Here is a 13,469-nt window from a genome sequence, read left to right on the forward strand (position 1 = left end):
CACCGCACCAAGCAACACCCGGAGAGCTTCATGCACAACGGGGCCAACCAAGCAATTCTGGCCGGGGGGTCGGCACGTCAGGGCAACTGGAGGACCCAATGCGAGCATCCACCCGTATCCGCCGCAAGGCGGTCGTCCTCGCGGCCGTAGCGTCGCTGGGCACCGGGCTGCTGGCCGGCTGTGCCGACGACGGCGACAACGAGTCCGGCTCGTCGAACGGCGGCGACGGCAGCGGCAAGACCACGATCACCCTGGGACTCTTCGGCACGTTCGGCTTCAAGGAGGCCGGGCTCTACGACGAGTACATGAAGCTCAACCCCGACGTCGTCATCAAGGAGAACGTCGTCGAGCGCAACGAGAACTACTACCCCGCGCTCGTCAACCACCTGACCACCAACAGCGGCCTCATGGACATCCAGGGCATCGAGGTCGGCAACATCGCCGAGGTCGTCGCCACCCAGTCCGACAAACTGCTCGACCTGTCGAAGTACGGCAAGAAGGCCGACTACCTGGAGTGGAAGTGGCAGCAGGCCACCACCAAGGACGGCACGACGGTCGGCCTCGGCACCGACGTCGGCCCGATGGCGATCTGCTACCGCAAGGACCTGTTCCAGCAGGCCGGACTGCCCACCGACCGCGAAGAAGTCGCCAAGCTGTGGGCGGGCGACTGGAAGAAGTTCGTCGACGTCGGCCGTGACTACCAGAAGAAGGCGCCCAAGGGCACCACCTTCATGGACTCCCCCGGCGGTCTGATCAACGCGATCCTGAGCAGCGAGACCGAGCGGTTCTACGACGCCTCCGGCAAGGTCGTCTACAAGCAGAACCCGGCCGTCAAGGCCGCCTTCGACCTCACCGCCGAGGCGGCCGAGGACGGTCTGGTCGGCAACCAGACCCAGTTCCAGCCCGCCTGGGACACCACCATCGCCAACAGCAAGTTCGCCGCGATGTCCTGCCCGCCGTGGATGCTCGGCTACATCAAGGGCAAGTCCAAGCCGGAGGCCAAGGGCAAGTGGGACGTGGCCGCGGCCCCGAAGTCCGGCAACTGGGGCGGCTCCTTCCTGGCCGTGCCGAAGTCGGGCAAGAACACCGAGGCCGCCGCGAAGCTGGCCGCCTGGCTGACCGCGCCCGAGCAGCAGGCCAAGCTGTTCAAGGTGCAGGGCAGTTTCCCGAGCACCCCGGCCGCGTACACCATGCCCGAGGTCACCAGCGCCAAGAACGACATGACCGGTGACGCGCCGATCGGCGAGATCTTCGCCGAGGCCGCCAAGAACGCCCCGGTCCAGGTGATCGGCCCGAAGGACCAGATCATCCAGCAGGGCCTCACCGACAACGGCGTCATCCTGGTCGCCCAGGGCAAGTCGCCCGCGGAGGCCTGGGAGAACGCCGTGAAGACCATCGACAACAACCTGGACCAGTGACCCGTATGACCACTGGGCACGACACCACCGCCGCGTCCCCCTCCACCGAGGGGGGCGCGGCCCCGGGCCGCCCGCCCGGCGACGCCGCCGCCGTGGAGAAGGAGCGCCGCCACCGGGCCCGGCTGTCCCGCCGCTGGCAGCGGGACGTGCGCTGGAGCCCGTACGCGTTCGTCTCCCCGTTCTTCCTGCTGTTCGTGGCGTTCGGCCTGTTCCCGCTCGTCTACACGGGCTGGGCCTCGCTGCACAAGGTGGAACTGACCGCACCCACCGACATGGACTGGGTGGGCCTGCGCAACTACACCAGGATCTTCGACGACGAGTTCTTCTGGAACGCGGCGCAGAACACCCTGACCATCGGCATCATCTCGACGGTGCCGCAGCTGCTGATGGCCATGGGCCTCGCCCACATCCTCAACTACAAGCTGCGCGGCTCGACGTTCTACCGGGTCGCGATGCTCGCGCCGTACGCGACGTCGATCGCCGCGGCCTCGCTCGTCTTCGTGCTGCTCTTCGGCCGCGACTACGGCATGATCAACTGGGCCCTCGGCCTGGTCGGCGTCGACAACATCGACTGGCAGAACGAGACCTGGGCCTCCCAGATCGCCGTGTCGACCATCGTGATCTGGCGCTGGACCGGCTACAACGCGCTGATCTACCTCGCGGCGATGCAGGCGATCCCGCAGGACCTGTACGAGTCGGCGGCGCTGGACGGCGCCAACCGCTGGCAGCAGTTCTTCCACGTCACGCTGCCCTCGCTGCGGCCGACCATCCTGTTCACCACCGTCGTCTCCACGATCGGCGCCTCGCAGCTCTTCGGCGAGCCGCTGCTGTTCGACGCGAACAAGGGTGCCTCCGGCGGGTCCCAGCACCAGTTCCAGACGCTCGGCCTGTACCTGTACGAGCAGGGCTGGGTGAACCAGCACCTCGGCCGGGCCTCCGCCATCGCCTGGACGATGTTCCTGATCCTCATCCTGATCGGGATCGTCAACTACGTCATCTCGCGCCGGCTGCGCGCCAGTAGTTAGGAGAACCGGCCGTGACGACGACACTGACTCCCCCGGACCCGGACCAGGCCGAGAAGGCGCCGCAGCGCTCGCGCCGGCCCCGGGCGGCGCGGGCGGGCGGGCAGATGCACGCCGGTCCCGTCGCGTACGTGGTGCTCGCGCTGTTCACCATCGGCTCGCTGTTCCCGCTGGTGTGGACGGCGATCGCCGCCTCCCGGGACAACAACCGGCTGGCGCAGACCCCGCCGCCGTTCTGGTTCGGCGCCAACCTCTTCGACAACCTCGAACTGGCCTGGACCGACGCCAACCTGGGCGAGGCGTTCCTCAACACCACCATCGTGGCGGGCATCTCGGCGGCCACCATCGTCTTCCTGTCCACGATCGCCGGGTTCGCCTTCGCCAAGCTGCGCTTCAAGGGCCGGGGCGCGCTGATGCTGATCGTCATCGGCACGATGATGGTGCCGCCGCAGCTCAGCGTGATCCCGCTGTACATGATGGTCGCGAAGCTGGACTGGACGGACCAGCTCCAGGCGGTGATCTTCCCGTCGCTGGTCAGCGCGTTCGGCGTGTTCTTCATGCGGCAGTACCTGATCCAGGCGCTGCCCGACGAGATCATCGAGGCGGCGCGGATGGACGGCGCGAGCAGCTGGCGCGTGGTCTGGCACGTGGTGTTCCCGGCGGCGCGGCCCGCGATGGCCGTGCTGGGCATGCTGATGTTCGTGCAGACCTGGAACGACTTCCTGTGGCCGTTCCTGGTGCTGACCCAGACCGGCAACCCCACGGTGCAGGTCGCCGTGGCGGGCCTGGGCCGCGGTTACACCCCCGACCAGTCCCTGATCATGGCGGGCGCGCTGCTGGGCACGCTGCCGCTGCTGGTGGTCTTCGCGATCTTCGGCAAGCAGATCGTGGGCGGCATCATGCAGGGCGCGGTCAAGGGCTGACGCCCCGCTTCCCCGCGCGCCGCCCGCGGCCCGTTCCGCACGCCCCGCTTCTCCCGGGGGCCGGGTCACCGCCGCCTCGGCCCCTGCACATCCCTCCTTCCCCTTTCCTCCCCCTTCCTTTTCCCGCCCCTCCCCCTTTCCTTGTCTCTACGTCGGTCTCCACGACCCCCTGGGAGCGCTTCCATGTCTGAGCCCGTGATTCCGGTGACCCCGGCGACCCCGGCCACCCCCGACACCTTCCCCCCGGCCTTCCTCTGGGGCGCGGCCACCTCCGCCTACCAGATCGAGGGCGCGGTCCGCGAGGGCGGCCGGACCCCCTCGATCTGGGACACCTTCAGCCATACCCCGGGCAAGACGGCCGGCGGCGACACCGGTGACATCGCCGTCGACCACTACCACCGCTTCCGCGACGACGTGGCCATGATGGCGGAGCTGGGCCTGACCGCGTACCGCTTCTCGGTCTCCTGGTCCCGGGTGCAGCCCACCGGCCGCGGTCCCGCCGTCCAGGTCGGCCTGGACTTCTACCGCCGCCTGGTCGACGAGCTGCTCGCGCACGGCATCAAGCCGGCCGTCACCCTCTACCACTGGGACCTGCCGCAGGAGCTGGAGGACGCGGGTGGCTGGCCGGAGCGCGACACCGCCTACCGCTTCGCCGAGTACGCGCAGATCGTCGGCGAGGCGCTCGGCGACCGGGTGGAGCAGTGGATCACCCTGAACGAGCCCTGGTGCAGCGCCTTCCTCGGCTACGGCTCCGGCGTCCACGCCCCCGGCCGCACCGAACCGGCGGCGACGCTGCGCGCCGCGCACCACCTCAACCTGGCCCACGGCCTGGGCACCACGGCACTGCGCTCGGTGATGCCCGCCCGCAACTCGGTGGCGCTCTCCCTCAACTCCTCGGCCGTGCGCCCGGTGTCGCAGGACCCGGCGGACCTGGCGGCGGCGCGGAAGATCGACGACCTGGCCAACGGTGTCTTCCACGGCCCGATCCTGCACGGCGCCTACCCGCGGAGCCTGTTCGACGCCACGGCGTCCCTGACCGACTGGTCGTACGTCCAGGACGGCGACCTCGCGGTCATCAAGCAGCCGCTGGACGCGCTGGGCCTCAACTACTACACGCCGACCCTGGTCGGCGCGGCCGACCCGGCGGCGAGCGGGCCGCGGGCCGACGGACACGGGTCGAGCGAGCACTCCCCGTGGCCGGCCGCGGACGACGTGGCGTTCCACCAGACGCCGGGCGAGCGCACCGAGATGGGCTGGACCATCGACCCGACCGGTCTGCACGAGCTGATCATGCGCTACACCCGGGAGGCCCCGGGGCTTCCGCTGTACATCACGGAGAACGGGGCCGCCTACGACGACAAGCCCGACGCGGACGGCCGCGTCCACGACCCCGAGCGGATCGCCTACCTGCACGGCCACCTGTCGGCGGTGCGCCGGGCGATCGCCGACGGCGCCGACGTGCGCGGCTACTACCTGTGGTCCCTGATGGACAACTTCGAGTGGGCGTACGGCTACGGCAAGCGCTTCGGCGCCGTGTACGTCGACTACGCCACCCTGGAGCGGACGCCGAAGTCGAGCGCCCTGTGGTACGGCCAGGTGGCGCGCTCGGGGGCGCTGCCGCCGGCGGTGGAGGAGGTCGCCTGACCTCCGGCCCATGACCCTGGGAAAGGGGGAGCGGGGCGCGACACCGTGGGGGGGTGTCGCGCCCCGCCTTTTCACGCGGGCCCGGGCCGGGTCACCGGTAGGCGGCGAACGCCTTGGTGAAGGCCCAGGTGTCCTGGACGATCGAGCTGCACGTGGCGTCGGCGTGGTTCTGCGCGCCGCCCGGGCACTGCTTGTCGCGGGTGCCGGACCACATGGACAGCCAGCCGAGGCCCTTGGCCCTGGCGAAGTCCACCAGCTGGGTGGCGTCGTCGACCTTGAAGATCTCGCTGGTCACGTCGTTGACGCCGATCATCGGGGTGACCGCGACCGTCTTCCAGGCGGCGCTGTCGCTCAGGCCGAGGACGCCCTTGATCTGTGCCTGGGTGGCGGTGGCGGCCTGCTCGGCGTAGGTGCCCATGTCGCCGCTGTACGCGGGGCCGTAGTCCATCGCCATGATGTTGACGGTGCCGATCCGCACGCCGTTCTTCCGGGCGTCGGCGAGGAGGTCCACGCCCGCCTGGGTCAGGCCCTCGGGCATCACCGGCAGGGTGAAGGAGACGTCCAGGCCGGGGTGGCGCTGCTGGAGCTTCGCGATGGCCTGGGCGCGGCGGGTGTTGGCCGCGGCGTTCGGCAGCGCGCCGCCCTCGACGTCGAAGTCGACCTTGGTCAGCCGGTAGGCGTCGACGACCTTGCCGTACGCCGCCGCCAGCGCGTCCGCCGAGGCGCAGGCGGTGGCCAGTTCGGTGCCGGCCGCGCCGCCGAAGGAGACCCGGACGTCGCCGCCCTTGGCGCGCAGGGCGCCGATCTGCGCGGCGACCGCGTCGCTCGCCAGGTCGGTGACGCCGCCCCACTTCGGGGTGCAGCCGCCGCCGTCGGTGACGAAGGCGAGGTTGTAGTCCTGCACGCCGGTGGCCCGGGCGGCGGCGACCAGGTCGAAGGCCGGGTAGAGGGACGTGTCCACGTACGGGGCGAAACGGGCGGTGGGCGGGGTGCCGCCGGTGCTCTCGGTGGGCGTGGGGGTCGGAGCCGGGGTGGGACTCCCGGTGCCGGTGGGGGTGGCCGTCGGGGTGGCCGTCGGGGTGGTGGGCGCCGGGTCGGTCGGGCGGCCGCTCGGCTGCGGGGTGGCGCCGCCGTCGGCGGAGCACGTGACTCCGTCGACGCGGCAGCCGGTGGGGTCCCCGGTGCCGGTGACGACGAAGCCCACGGTGACGGACTCGCCGGCGGCCAGGCCGTCCGTGTCCCACTTCGGGGGCTTCACGGTGACGTGCTGTCCGCTGACGCTGGACTCGGCGTTCCACAGCGAGCCGAGCCGGGACCCGGCCGGCAGGTCGAACTCCAGGGTCCAGTCACGCTCGGCCCGGCCGCTGTTGTTCGTGACGACGTACTGCGCGGTGTAACCGCCCGTCCAGTCGCTGGTCTTCGTGTAGGCGGCGCCGACTCCGGCGGCCTGGGCCGTGCCGGTCAGCAGGAGCCCGCCGCCACCGGCGACGGCGAGGGCGAGGGCCGCGCCGATCACCTTGTTCCTGCGGCTCAGCTTGCGTCGGTGCGTGCTCATCGCGGGTCCGCCTCACGGTACGGGGGTGGGGTGCGGCAGCACGCTAGCGAGCACGGACCGGGCAAAACGCCCTTCGTGGCCGGGGCGAGAGGATCTTAGGGTGGGCTTAAGGAAGGGATCGGGACCGGTTAAAGGTCGGCACCAGAGCGCGCGGACGGCGTCTGCGCACCGCCCCGCGGCGGCCGGCGCGCGCCGGCCCGCACCCGTCCGGCTGGATCCAGATCCGCACCTCCGTGCCGCCGAGGACGGAGCGGCCGATCCGTACGTCCCCGCCGGTGGACTCCGCGAGCCGGCGCACGATGTCCAGCCCGAGGCCGGTGGAGCCGTCGCTGCCGGAACCGCGGCCGCGGGCCATCGCCGCCTCGGGGTCGGATATGCCGGGGCCCGCGTCCGAGACCAGGACGATCACCGCGTCCTCCCCGTTGTGCACGTCGACCGAGAAGGCGGTGCCCTCCGGGGTGTGCCGGAACACGTTGCCGAGCAGCGCGTCCAGCGCGGCGGCCAGGTCCGCGCGGGCCACCGGGATGCGCACCGGCCGGTCGACCCCGGCCAGCCGGACCGTGCGGCCCTCGTCCTCGGCGAGCGCCGACCAGAAGGCCATCCGCTCCCGGACCACCTCCGCCGCGTCGCAGCCGGCGCCCGCCCCGGCCGCGGCGGTCTGCGGCTTGGCCTCCCGGGCGGTGCGGATGATGGTGTCCACCTCGCGCTCCAGCTGGGCCACGGCGGCCCTGGTCTGCTCGGCGGCCGGGCCGTCACCGAGCGAGGCGGTGTTCAGCCGCAGCACGGTCAGCGGGGTGCGCAGCCGGTGCGAGAGGTCGGCGGCCAGCTCCCGCTCGTTGGCGAGGAGCTGGACGACCTGGTCGGCCATCGAGTTGAACGCGACCGCCGCCAGCCGCAGTTCGGTCGGCCCCTCCTCCGGCACCCGGGCGCCCAGCCGGCCCTCGCCCAGCTCACGGGCCCCCTCCACCAGGCGCTGCGCGGGCCGTACCATGCGCACGCCCAGCCGGTCGGCGACCGCGACCGAGCCGACGATCAGTGCGAGGCCGACCCCGGCGAGCACCGCCCAGGCGGTGCCCACGCCCTTGGAGACGGCGCTGTCGGGGATGAACACCTCGACGACCGCGAACTTGCCGGAGCTGAGCGCGACGGGCTGGAGCAGCACGGATCCGCCGGGCACCTCGGCGGTGGAGGCGCGGCCCAGCTCCCGGACGGCGGCGATGTCCGCGTCGGCGGCCCGCTGCCGCCCGGTCCCGGCCTCGGTGCCGTCGCCGGCCGCCGGCAGGTGCACGGCCATCCCGGCGCCGGAGCCCGCGGCGGCGACGACCCGCTCCAGCTGGGCGCGGTCGGTGGTGATGGACAGCGCGGGGGCGATCTCGGCGGCGTCCCGCTCGGCGTTCGAGAAGGCACGGTCGCGGGCCAGCTCCTTGACCACCAGCCCGAGCGGCACGGCGAACGCCACCACGACCATCGCGGTGACCGCGAGGGAGACCTTGACCAGGGCCCACCTCATCGCGCCGGCTCCGTTCCCGGGGGCCGCGCCGCCGGGACGTCCGCGGCCGGGGGCTCCAGCTTCACGCCGACCCCGCGCAGGGTGTGCAGATAGCGCGGGCGGGCCGCCGTCTCGCCCAGCTTGCGGCGCAGCCAGGACAGATGGACGTCGATGGTCTGGTCGTCGCCGTAGGACTGCTGCCACACCTGGGCCAGCAGCTCGCGGCGGGGCACGACCACACCGGGCCGGCGGGCCAGGAAGGCGAGCAGGTCGAACTCGCGGCGGGTCAGGTCCAGCCGGGCGCCGTCCAGTTCGGCCTGGCGGCGCAGCGGGTCCACGGTGAGCCCGCCGACCCGGAGCACGGAGGAGGCCGGGACCCCGCCGCCGTTCGCACGGGAGCGGCGCAGCACGGCGGCCATCCGCGCGGACAGGTGCTCGACGGAGAACGGCTTGGTCAGATAGTCGTCGGCGCCCGCGTTGAGCAGCCGGACGATCTCCGTCTCGTCGTCCCGGGCGGTGGCGATGATCACCGGGACATCGGTGATGCCGCGCAGCATCTTCAGGGCCTCGGACCCGTCCAGGTCGGGCAGTCCGAGGTCCAGGACGACCACGTCGAAACGGTGATGGGCGACCTCGCGCAGCGCCTCCAGCGCCGTGCCGACACTGCGCACCGTGTGGGCGGCGTCGGTCAGGTGGCGGATCAGCGCGGAGCGTACGAACTGGTCGTCCTCGACCACGAGCACACTTGCCATGCGCCGCACCGTACGCCATGCGGGCCACCCCGGTCCGGGGCCTGTGGACAACTCGGCCGGTGTGGACAACCGCCACCCGACCCGAACAGCCGTGCCCGACCGCCGGGACAGCGGGGGCGGTTGTGGTGCAGTATGGCCCGCGATGCTCAGAGGAGTCGTACACGTACTGGCCTGGACGCTCGCCACCGGCGCGGCGACCACGCTGTCGTGGTGGGGCGTCCACTCGGTGATGGCGGGCACGGCCTACGATCCGCCGCGCGCCCTGCCCGTCGTGTCGGCCGAGCCGACCGCCGCGCCGGACGAGCCGCCGGCCGCCTCGGCGGGCACCCGCCTCCCGGCGCCGGCCCGGAGCGCCGGCCCGTCCGCGGACCTCCCGTCGGCTCCGCCCCCGGCCACCGCCCCGTCCGCCGGCCCGGCCCCCTCGCCCTCCGCTTCCCCCTCGGCCTCCGCGACCGCGGCCGCCACCGGCCGGGTGCGCAGCTACACGACCGAGGGCGGCCGGGCCGTCTTCGATCTCGGCGAGCGGTCGGCCACCCTGGTGTCGGCGACGCCGGGGGCCGGCTGGTCGATGCAGGTGTGGAAGACCGAGACGTGGATCCGGGTGGAGTTCGGCTCGGGCGCCGATCGGGTGTCGGTGTTCTGCACCTGGCACGACGGGCCGCCGCGGGTGGAGATCGGCACGTACTGAGGGGCCGCGCTCAGCGGAACACGGACGCCGGGGGTGCGGGTGAGTCGACCGCGGCCGCGTCGGTGACCGGGACGGCGCCGCCGGCGAAGTCGGTGAGCGCGCGGCCGTGCTCGACCCGGCCGGGGTGCGGGTCGGAGGCCGACCGGCGGGTCAGCTCGGCGACCGGCAGCGGCAGGTCGCCGGCGACGAGGACGGCGTTGCCGAAGCGCTTGCCGCGCAGCACGGCCGCGTCGGCGATCAGCGCGAGTTCGGCGAACCGGGCGGCGGCGGTGGCGATCTGGCCGCGCAGATGGGCGAGGGGCGGACCGTCGGTCAGGTTGGCGGCGTAGCGGCCGCCGGGTTTCAGCGCCCTGCGGACCTCGTCCAGGAACTCGGTGGAGGTGAGGTGGGCGGGGGTGCGGGCGCCGCTGAAGACGTCGGCGACGATGAGGTCGGCCCAGCCGTCCGGCACCTTGGCGAGCCCTTCCCGGGCGTCCGTGGACCGCACCCGGATCCGCGCGTTCTGCGGCAGCGGCAGCTCACGGCGGACCAGCCGGACGAGCGCCGCGTCCCGCTCGACGACCTGCTGGGTGGAGCGGGGACGGGTGGCCGCGACGTAGCGGGCCAGGGTGAGGGCGCCGCCGCCGAGGTGGACGGCGGTCAGCGGCTTGCCGGGCGGGGCGGCGAGGTCGATGACGTGGCCGAGCCGGCGCTGGTAGTCGAAGGAGAGGTACGCGGGGTCGTCCAGGTCGACGTGCGACTGCGGTGCCCCGTCGATCAGCAGCGTCCAGGCCCGTGCCCGGTCCCGGTCGGGTATCAGCTGCGCGAGCCCGCCGTCGACGGTCTCGGCGACGCCGTCGGCCGAGGCCCGCCGGGAGTTCCTGGACTTTCCCATTCGGCCATTATCAGGCCGTACGACCGGTCCGGTGCCGCCGGCCGGCCGCGGTGCCGCGCGGGGCCGGGTCAGCGGCAGCTGTCGGCCGCCGCGAGCATCCGGGCCGCCTCGCCCAGGGCCCGGCGCAGGACCGCGGGGTCGGTGGCCCGGTCCGCCTCGTCGGGCGGGAGGATCCAGCAGGTGCAGTCGGCGCGGTCGGCGCCGGTGTCCGCGACGCCCGGGGCGGGGGGCGCGGTGACGCGGCCCAGCCCGCGGCCGTCCGTCCGGGTGCAGGTGCTGCCGGGGACGTCCCAGCCGGCCGCGGTGCCCGGCGGGACCAGGAAGCCCAGGGTGTCGCCGTCGCCGTCGTGCAGCACCGGGCCGACTCCCTCCCCGTCGCCGCGCCGCAGGATGTCGACCGCCTCCAGTCCCTGCCGCGCCGGCACCGTCACCAGGTCCCACGCGGCGTGCGGCGTGGGCGGCGGCGTGCGCGGATCGATGCTCTGGCCGGTCTCCATCCCGTCCTCCACCATGGAACCCCTCCTTGCGGCAAGCGGTTCGGGAGTCGGGCGGCTCCCGGTCCACCCGGTTCAACGCGCCAGGACGTCAACGGCTACGGCGGAAGTGCGCCGCAAAGGATGGCAGTTCATGGCGGATCCTGGATGAGATATCCGGTTTGCAGCCGAACGCAGCGTGTCGGACCCGTGACAGCAGGTACGTTCTTCCCCGCCGGGAACAGGGCCTGGGGCCGACGCGGGCGAGTACCACCGCGGTTCGGTCAACTCGTCCACGACCCGGCATGGTTCGACGGTTCGCACGAGAGGACCCGGCCATGACGTCGTCAGCGGTGACCTCGTCTCAGCCCAGTCGGCCGCCGCGGCCGAATCTCGCTTTCCGGCGGCTGCGCGGCCGGCGTTCGGCCGCGGAGTTCGCGGCGGCCGTCCGCCGGGCCGCCCGCGAGATCGGCGAGCAGGTCAGCTGTGACGCGCGGTACATCGGCCGGGTCGAGTCGGGAGAGATCCGCTGCCCCAACTACGCCTACGAGCGGGTGTTCCTGCACATGTTCCCCGGCCGCACGCTCACCGACCTGGGTTTCACGCCTCGTTCGTCCGTGCGCGGACGCGGAGCGCGCGTCACCGTCGGCACGCCCCCCGCGCACGACCTCGACCCCGCGCACACCACCGGTGAGTCCTGTGCGGGGTTTGAACCGTATGACCCGCAGTACCCGTACGACCCGCACATCGACCATGAGGAGAGCGACGTGCTGCGTCGCGCATTCATGACCGGCGGAAGCGCCACGGTGGCCGCCGCCTCGCTGGGCCCCATCGGCCTCGCCCCCGCGGCCGCGGCCGTCGGGCGTCCCGTCCGCCGCGTCGGGGCCAGCGCCGCGAACGCCCTGGAGGACGCCGTCCGCCGGATCCGGCTGCTCGACGACCGGCACGGCGCCGACGGCCTCTACCGCCGCGCGGCGGCCCCGCTGCGTGCCGCCTACGCGCTGCTGGACGCCGGCGCGACCCGGCAGGCGACCGCCGACCGGCTGCACTCCGGCGCCGGTGAACTGGCCATCTCCGTGGGCTGGCTGGCCCACGACTCCGGACGGTTCGACGACGCGCGCTCGCACTACGCGGAGGCACTGGCGACCGCCCGGATGACCGGCGACTGCGCGCTGGAGGCGCACGCCTTCTGCAACACCGCCTTTCTCGCCCGCGACGCCGGGCGGCCCCGGGAGGCGGTGCGCGCCGCGCAGGCCGCACAGCGCATCGCGCGCACCCTCGGCTCACCACGGCTGATGTCCCTGCTCGCGCTGCGCGAGGCGGGCGGCTGGGCCGGGCTCGCCGACCGCGCGGGCTGCGCGCAGGCCCTCACGCGCGCGCAGGCCCTCTTCGAGCGGGGCCCCTCGGACGCCGACCCCGAGTGGATGAGCTTCTACGGGGAGGCCGAGCTGGCCGGTCTCGAGGCGCAGTGCTGGTCCGCCCTCGGCGACTGGCGGCGGGCCGCGCGGCACGCGGGACGGGCGGCGCGGCTGCAGGACCCGCATTTCACCCGGAACATCGCCCTCTACACCGCCGAGCTGGCGGACGACCTCGCGCGCGGGGGGCGGCCCGACGAGGCGGCGGCGGCCGGCCTGCGGGTGCTGGAGCTGCTGGACCAGGTCCAGTCGTCCCGGGTGCAGCGGATGCTCGCCGGGACGGCGCGGGTGCTGTCGCCGCACCGGCGGGCGGCGGGGGTGTCCGCGTTCCTGGAGCGGCACGCGGGGGTGGCGCGCACGGCGTGAGCGGACCCGCCGGCGGGGCCCGGAGGTGTGGTGCGCGGCCGGTCCGGGGTGTCTCGCCGGTCGGGCCGGGAGCCTGGCGGGACCCGCCGAGGCGCCCCGGAGGGGCACGACAGGCGCCCCGGAGGGGCACGACCCGACGAGGCGCCCCCGGAGGGGCCTGGGAGGGGTTCCTAGCCCGCCAGGTGGCCCATGTCGTTCCAGCTCTCGATCGCCGGCTCGCCGTAGGCCCAGCCGAGGACCGACAGGGACGTCGGGTTGAGGCGGATGCGGGACGCGAAGGCGAGGGGGAGGCCGAGCCAGCGGGCGCCGATGGAGCGCAGGATGTGGCCGTGGGCGAAGACCAGGACGTCACGGTCGGCCTCGCGGGCCCACGCGACGACCTCGTCCGCGCGGGCCGACACCTCGGCCAGCGTCTCCCCCTCGGGCACGCCGTCGCGCCAGATCAGCCAGCCGGGGCGTATCGCCTGGATCTCGGCCGGGGTCATGCCCTCGTAGGCGCCGTAGTGGAACTCCATCAGCGTGTCCCAGGTCTGCGCGCGGTCGCCGAACCCGGCGAGCTCGCAGGTCTCGCGCGCGCGGGAGAGCGGGCTGGTGCGCACCTCGACGCCGGGCAGGCCGTCGAACGGCGCCCGGTGCAGCCGCTCGCCGAGCAGCTTCGCCCCGCGTCGGCCCTCGTCGAGCAGCGGCACATCGGTCCTGCCGGTGTGCTTGCCGGACAGCGACCACTCGGTCTGTCCGTGCCGGGCCAGCAGGATGCGCGGTGCCATGGATGACCTTTCCGGGGGAAACCAGAGGCGGAACCCCTCCATCATCGCGCACTCTGTCATGGGGCAACCTGGGGGGCGATCTT

The 13,469-nt window shown here is 73.4% G+C and carries 12 protein-coding genes; 6 read left to right on the forward strand and 6 right to left on the reverse strand.

Annotated elements, in window-relative coordinates; genetic code table 11:
• Positions 1-98 precede the first annotated feature (98 nt).
• From SGLAU_RS12600 to SGLAU_RS12615, 4 genes are all read left to right on the forward strand, one after another.
• Positions 99-1,418 (forward strand): ABC transporter substrate-binding protein, encoded by a 1,320-nt coding sequence (locus tag SGLAU_RS12600; RefSeq protein WP_052413731.1) that lies wholly within the window; start codon positions 99-101, stop codon positions 1,416-1,418.
• Between the two features lie 5 nt (positions 1,419-1,423).
• The gene (locus SGLAU_RS12605) at positions 1,424-2,443 is read left to right on the forward strand and encodes a carbohydrate ABC transporter permease (RefSeq protein ID WP_043501100.1); all 1,020 of its coding nucleotides are present in this window, start codon (positions 1,424-1,426) and stop codon (positions 2,441-2,443) included.
• An 11-nt stretch (positions 2,444-2,454) separates the two neighbouring features.
• Positions 2,455-3,363, forward strand: a complete 909-nt coding sequence (locus tag SGLAU_RS12610) for a carbohydrate ABC transporter permease (protein WP_043501103.1) — start codon at positions 2,455-2,457, stop codon at positions 3,361-3,363.
• A 183-nt stretch (positions 3,364-3,546) separates the two neighbouring features.
• A complete protein-coding gene (locus tag SGLAU_RS12615) occupies positions 3,547-5,007 on the forward strand; it encodes a GH1 family beta-glucosidase (protein ID WP_043501104.1) in 1,461 nt (486 codons plus the stop codon).
• Positions 5,008-5,098: 91 nt separating this feature from the next.
• On the opposite strand, the gene SGLAU_RS12620 is transcribed toward SGLAU_RS12615, so the two are convergent.
• The 3 genes from SGLAU_RS12620 to SGLAU_RS12630 all read right to left on the reverse strand — a co-directional run bounded on the left by SGLAU_RS12620 (position 5,099) and on the right by SGLAU_RS12630 (position 8,803).
• Entirely contained in the window at positions 5,099-6,562 is a 1,464-nt protein-coding gene (locus tag SGLAU_RS12620) for a cellulose binding domain-containing protein (protein WP_043501106.1), read from the reverse strand.
• Between the two features lie 106 nt (positions 6,563-6,668).
• Positions 6,669-8,072, reverse strand: a complete 1,404-nt coding sequence (locus SGLAU_RS12625; protein WP_043501107.1) for a sensor histidine kinase — start codon at positions 8,070-8,072, stop codon at positions 6,669-6,671.
• Positions 8,069-8,803 carry a response regulator transcription factor gene (locus SGLAU_RS12630; RefSeq protein WP_052413732.1) on the reverse strand — a complete coding sequence of 245 codons (735 nt, stop codon included), beginning with the start codon at positions 8,801-8,803 and terminating at the stop codon, positions 8,069-8,071. The genes SGLAU_RS12625 and SGLAU_RS12630 overlap by 4 nt, the downstream gene beginning before the upstream one ends.
• Positions 8,804-8,945: 142 nt before the next feature.
• Between SGLAU_RS12630 and SGLAU_RS12635 the strand changes: the two genes are divergently transcribed.
• On the forward strand, positions 8,946-9,491 hold the full coding sequence (locus SGLAU_RS12635) for a hypothetical protein (protein ID WP_043501111.1): 546 nt from the start codon (positions 8,946-8,948) through the stop codon (positions 9,489-9,491).
• A gap of 10 nt (positions 9,492-9,501) precedes the next feature.
• Here the strand turns inward: SGLAU_RS12635 and SGLAU_RS12640 are convergent, their stop codons facing one another.
• Both SGLAU_RS12640 and SGLAU_RS12645 read right to left on the reverse strand, forming a co-directional pair.
• Positions 9,502-10,365, reverse strand: a complete 864-nt coding sequence (locus tag SGLAU_RS12640) for a spermidine synthase (RefSeq protein ID WP_043501113.1) — start codon at positions 10,363-10,365, stop codon at positions 9,502-9,504.
• A gap of 68 nt (positions 10,366-10,433) precedes the next feature.
• The gene (locus SGLAU_RS12645; protein ID WP_043501114.1) at positions 10,434-10,877 is read right to left on the reverse strand and encodes a hypothetical protein; all 444 of its coding nucleotides are present in this window, start codon (positions 10,875-10,877) and stop codon (positions 10,434-10,436) included.
• A 299-nt stretch (positions 10,878-11,176) separates the two neighbouring features.
• On the opposite strand from SGLAU_RS12645, the gene SGLAU_RS12650 reads away from it, so the two are divergent.
• Positions 11,177-12,619, forward strand: a complete 1,443-nt coding sequence (locus SGLAU_RS12650; protein ID WP_043501117.1) for a tetratricopeptide repeat protein — start codon at positions 11,177-11,179, stop codon at positions 12,617-12,619.
• A 170-nt stretch (positions 12,620-12,789) separates the two neighbouring features.
• On the opposite strand, the gene SGLAU_RS12655 is transcribed toward SGLAU_RS12650, so the two are convergent.
• Complete coding sequence (locus SGLAU_RS12655; RefSeq protein WP_043501119.1) at positions 12,790-13,386, reverse strand: histidine phosphatase family protein; 597 nt, start codon at positions 13,384-13,386, stop codon at positions 12,790-12,792.
• Between the last annotated feature and the right edge of the window lie 83 nt (positions 13,387-13,469).

Source organism: Streptomyces glaucescens (genome assembly GCF_000761215.1).
GTDB classification, from domain to species: Bacteria; Actinomycetota; Actinomycetes; order Streptomycetales; family Streptomycetaceae; genus Streptomyces; species Streptomyces glaucescens_B.

Coding starts and splice junctions, on each gene's coding strand:
- SGLAU_RS12600 (WP_052413731.1), top strand. CDS start 99: ATGCGAGCATCCACCCGTATCCGCCGCAAGGCGGTCGTCCTCGCGGCC.
- SGLAU_RS12605 (WP_043501100.1), top strand. CDS start 1,424: ATGACCACTGGGCACGACACCACCGCCGCGTCCCCCTCCACCGAGGGG.
- SGLAU_RS12615 (WP_043501104.1), top strand. CDS start 3,547: ATGTCTGAGCCCGTGATTCCGGTGACCCCGGCGACCCCGGCCACCCCC.
- SGLAU_RS12620 (WP_043501106.1), bottom strand. CDS start 6,562: ATGAGCACGCACCGACGCAAGCTGAGCCGCAGGAACAAGGTGATCGGC.
- SGLAU_RS12625 (WP_043501107.1), bottom strand. CDS start 8,072: ATGAGGTGGGCCCTGGTCAAGGTCTCCCTCGCGGTCACCGCGATGGTC.
- SGLAU_RS12630 (WP_052413732.1), bottom strand. CDS start 8,803: ATGGCAAGTGTGCTCGTGGTCGAGGACGACCAGTTCGTACGCTCCGCG.
- SGLAU_RS12635 (WP_043501111.1), top strand. CDS start 8,946: ATGCTCAGAGGAGTCGTACACGTACTGGCCTGGACGCTCGCCACCGGC.
- SGLAU_RS12640 (WP_043501113.1), bottom strand. CDS start 10,365: ATGGGAAAGTCCAGGAACTCCCGGCGGGCCTCGGCCGACGGCGTCGCC.
- SGLAU_RS12645 (WP_043501114.1), bottom strand. CDS start 10,877: ATGGTGGAGGACGGGATGGAGACCGGCCAGAGCATCGATCCGCGCACG.
- SGLAU_RS12650 (WP_043501117.1), top strand. CDS start 11,177: ATGACGTCGTCAGCGGTGACCTCGTCTCAGCCCAGTCGGCCGCCGCGG.
- SGLAU_RS12655 (WP_043501119.1), bottom strand. CDS start 13,386: ATGGCACCGCGCATCCTGCTGGCCCGGCACGGACAGACCGAGTGGTCG.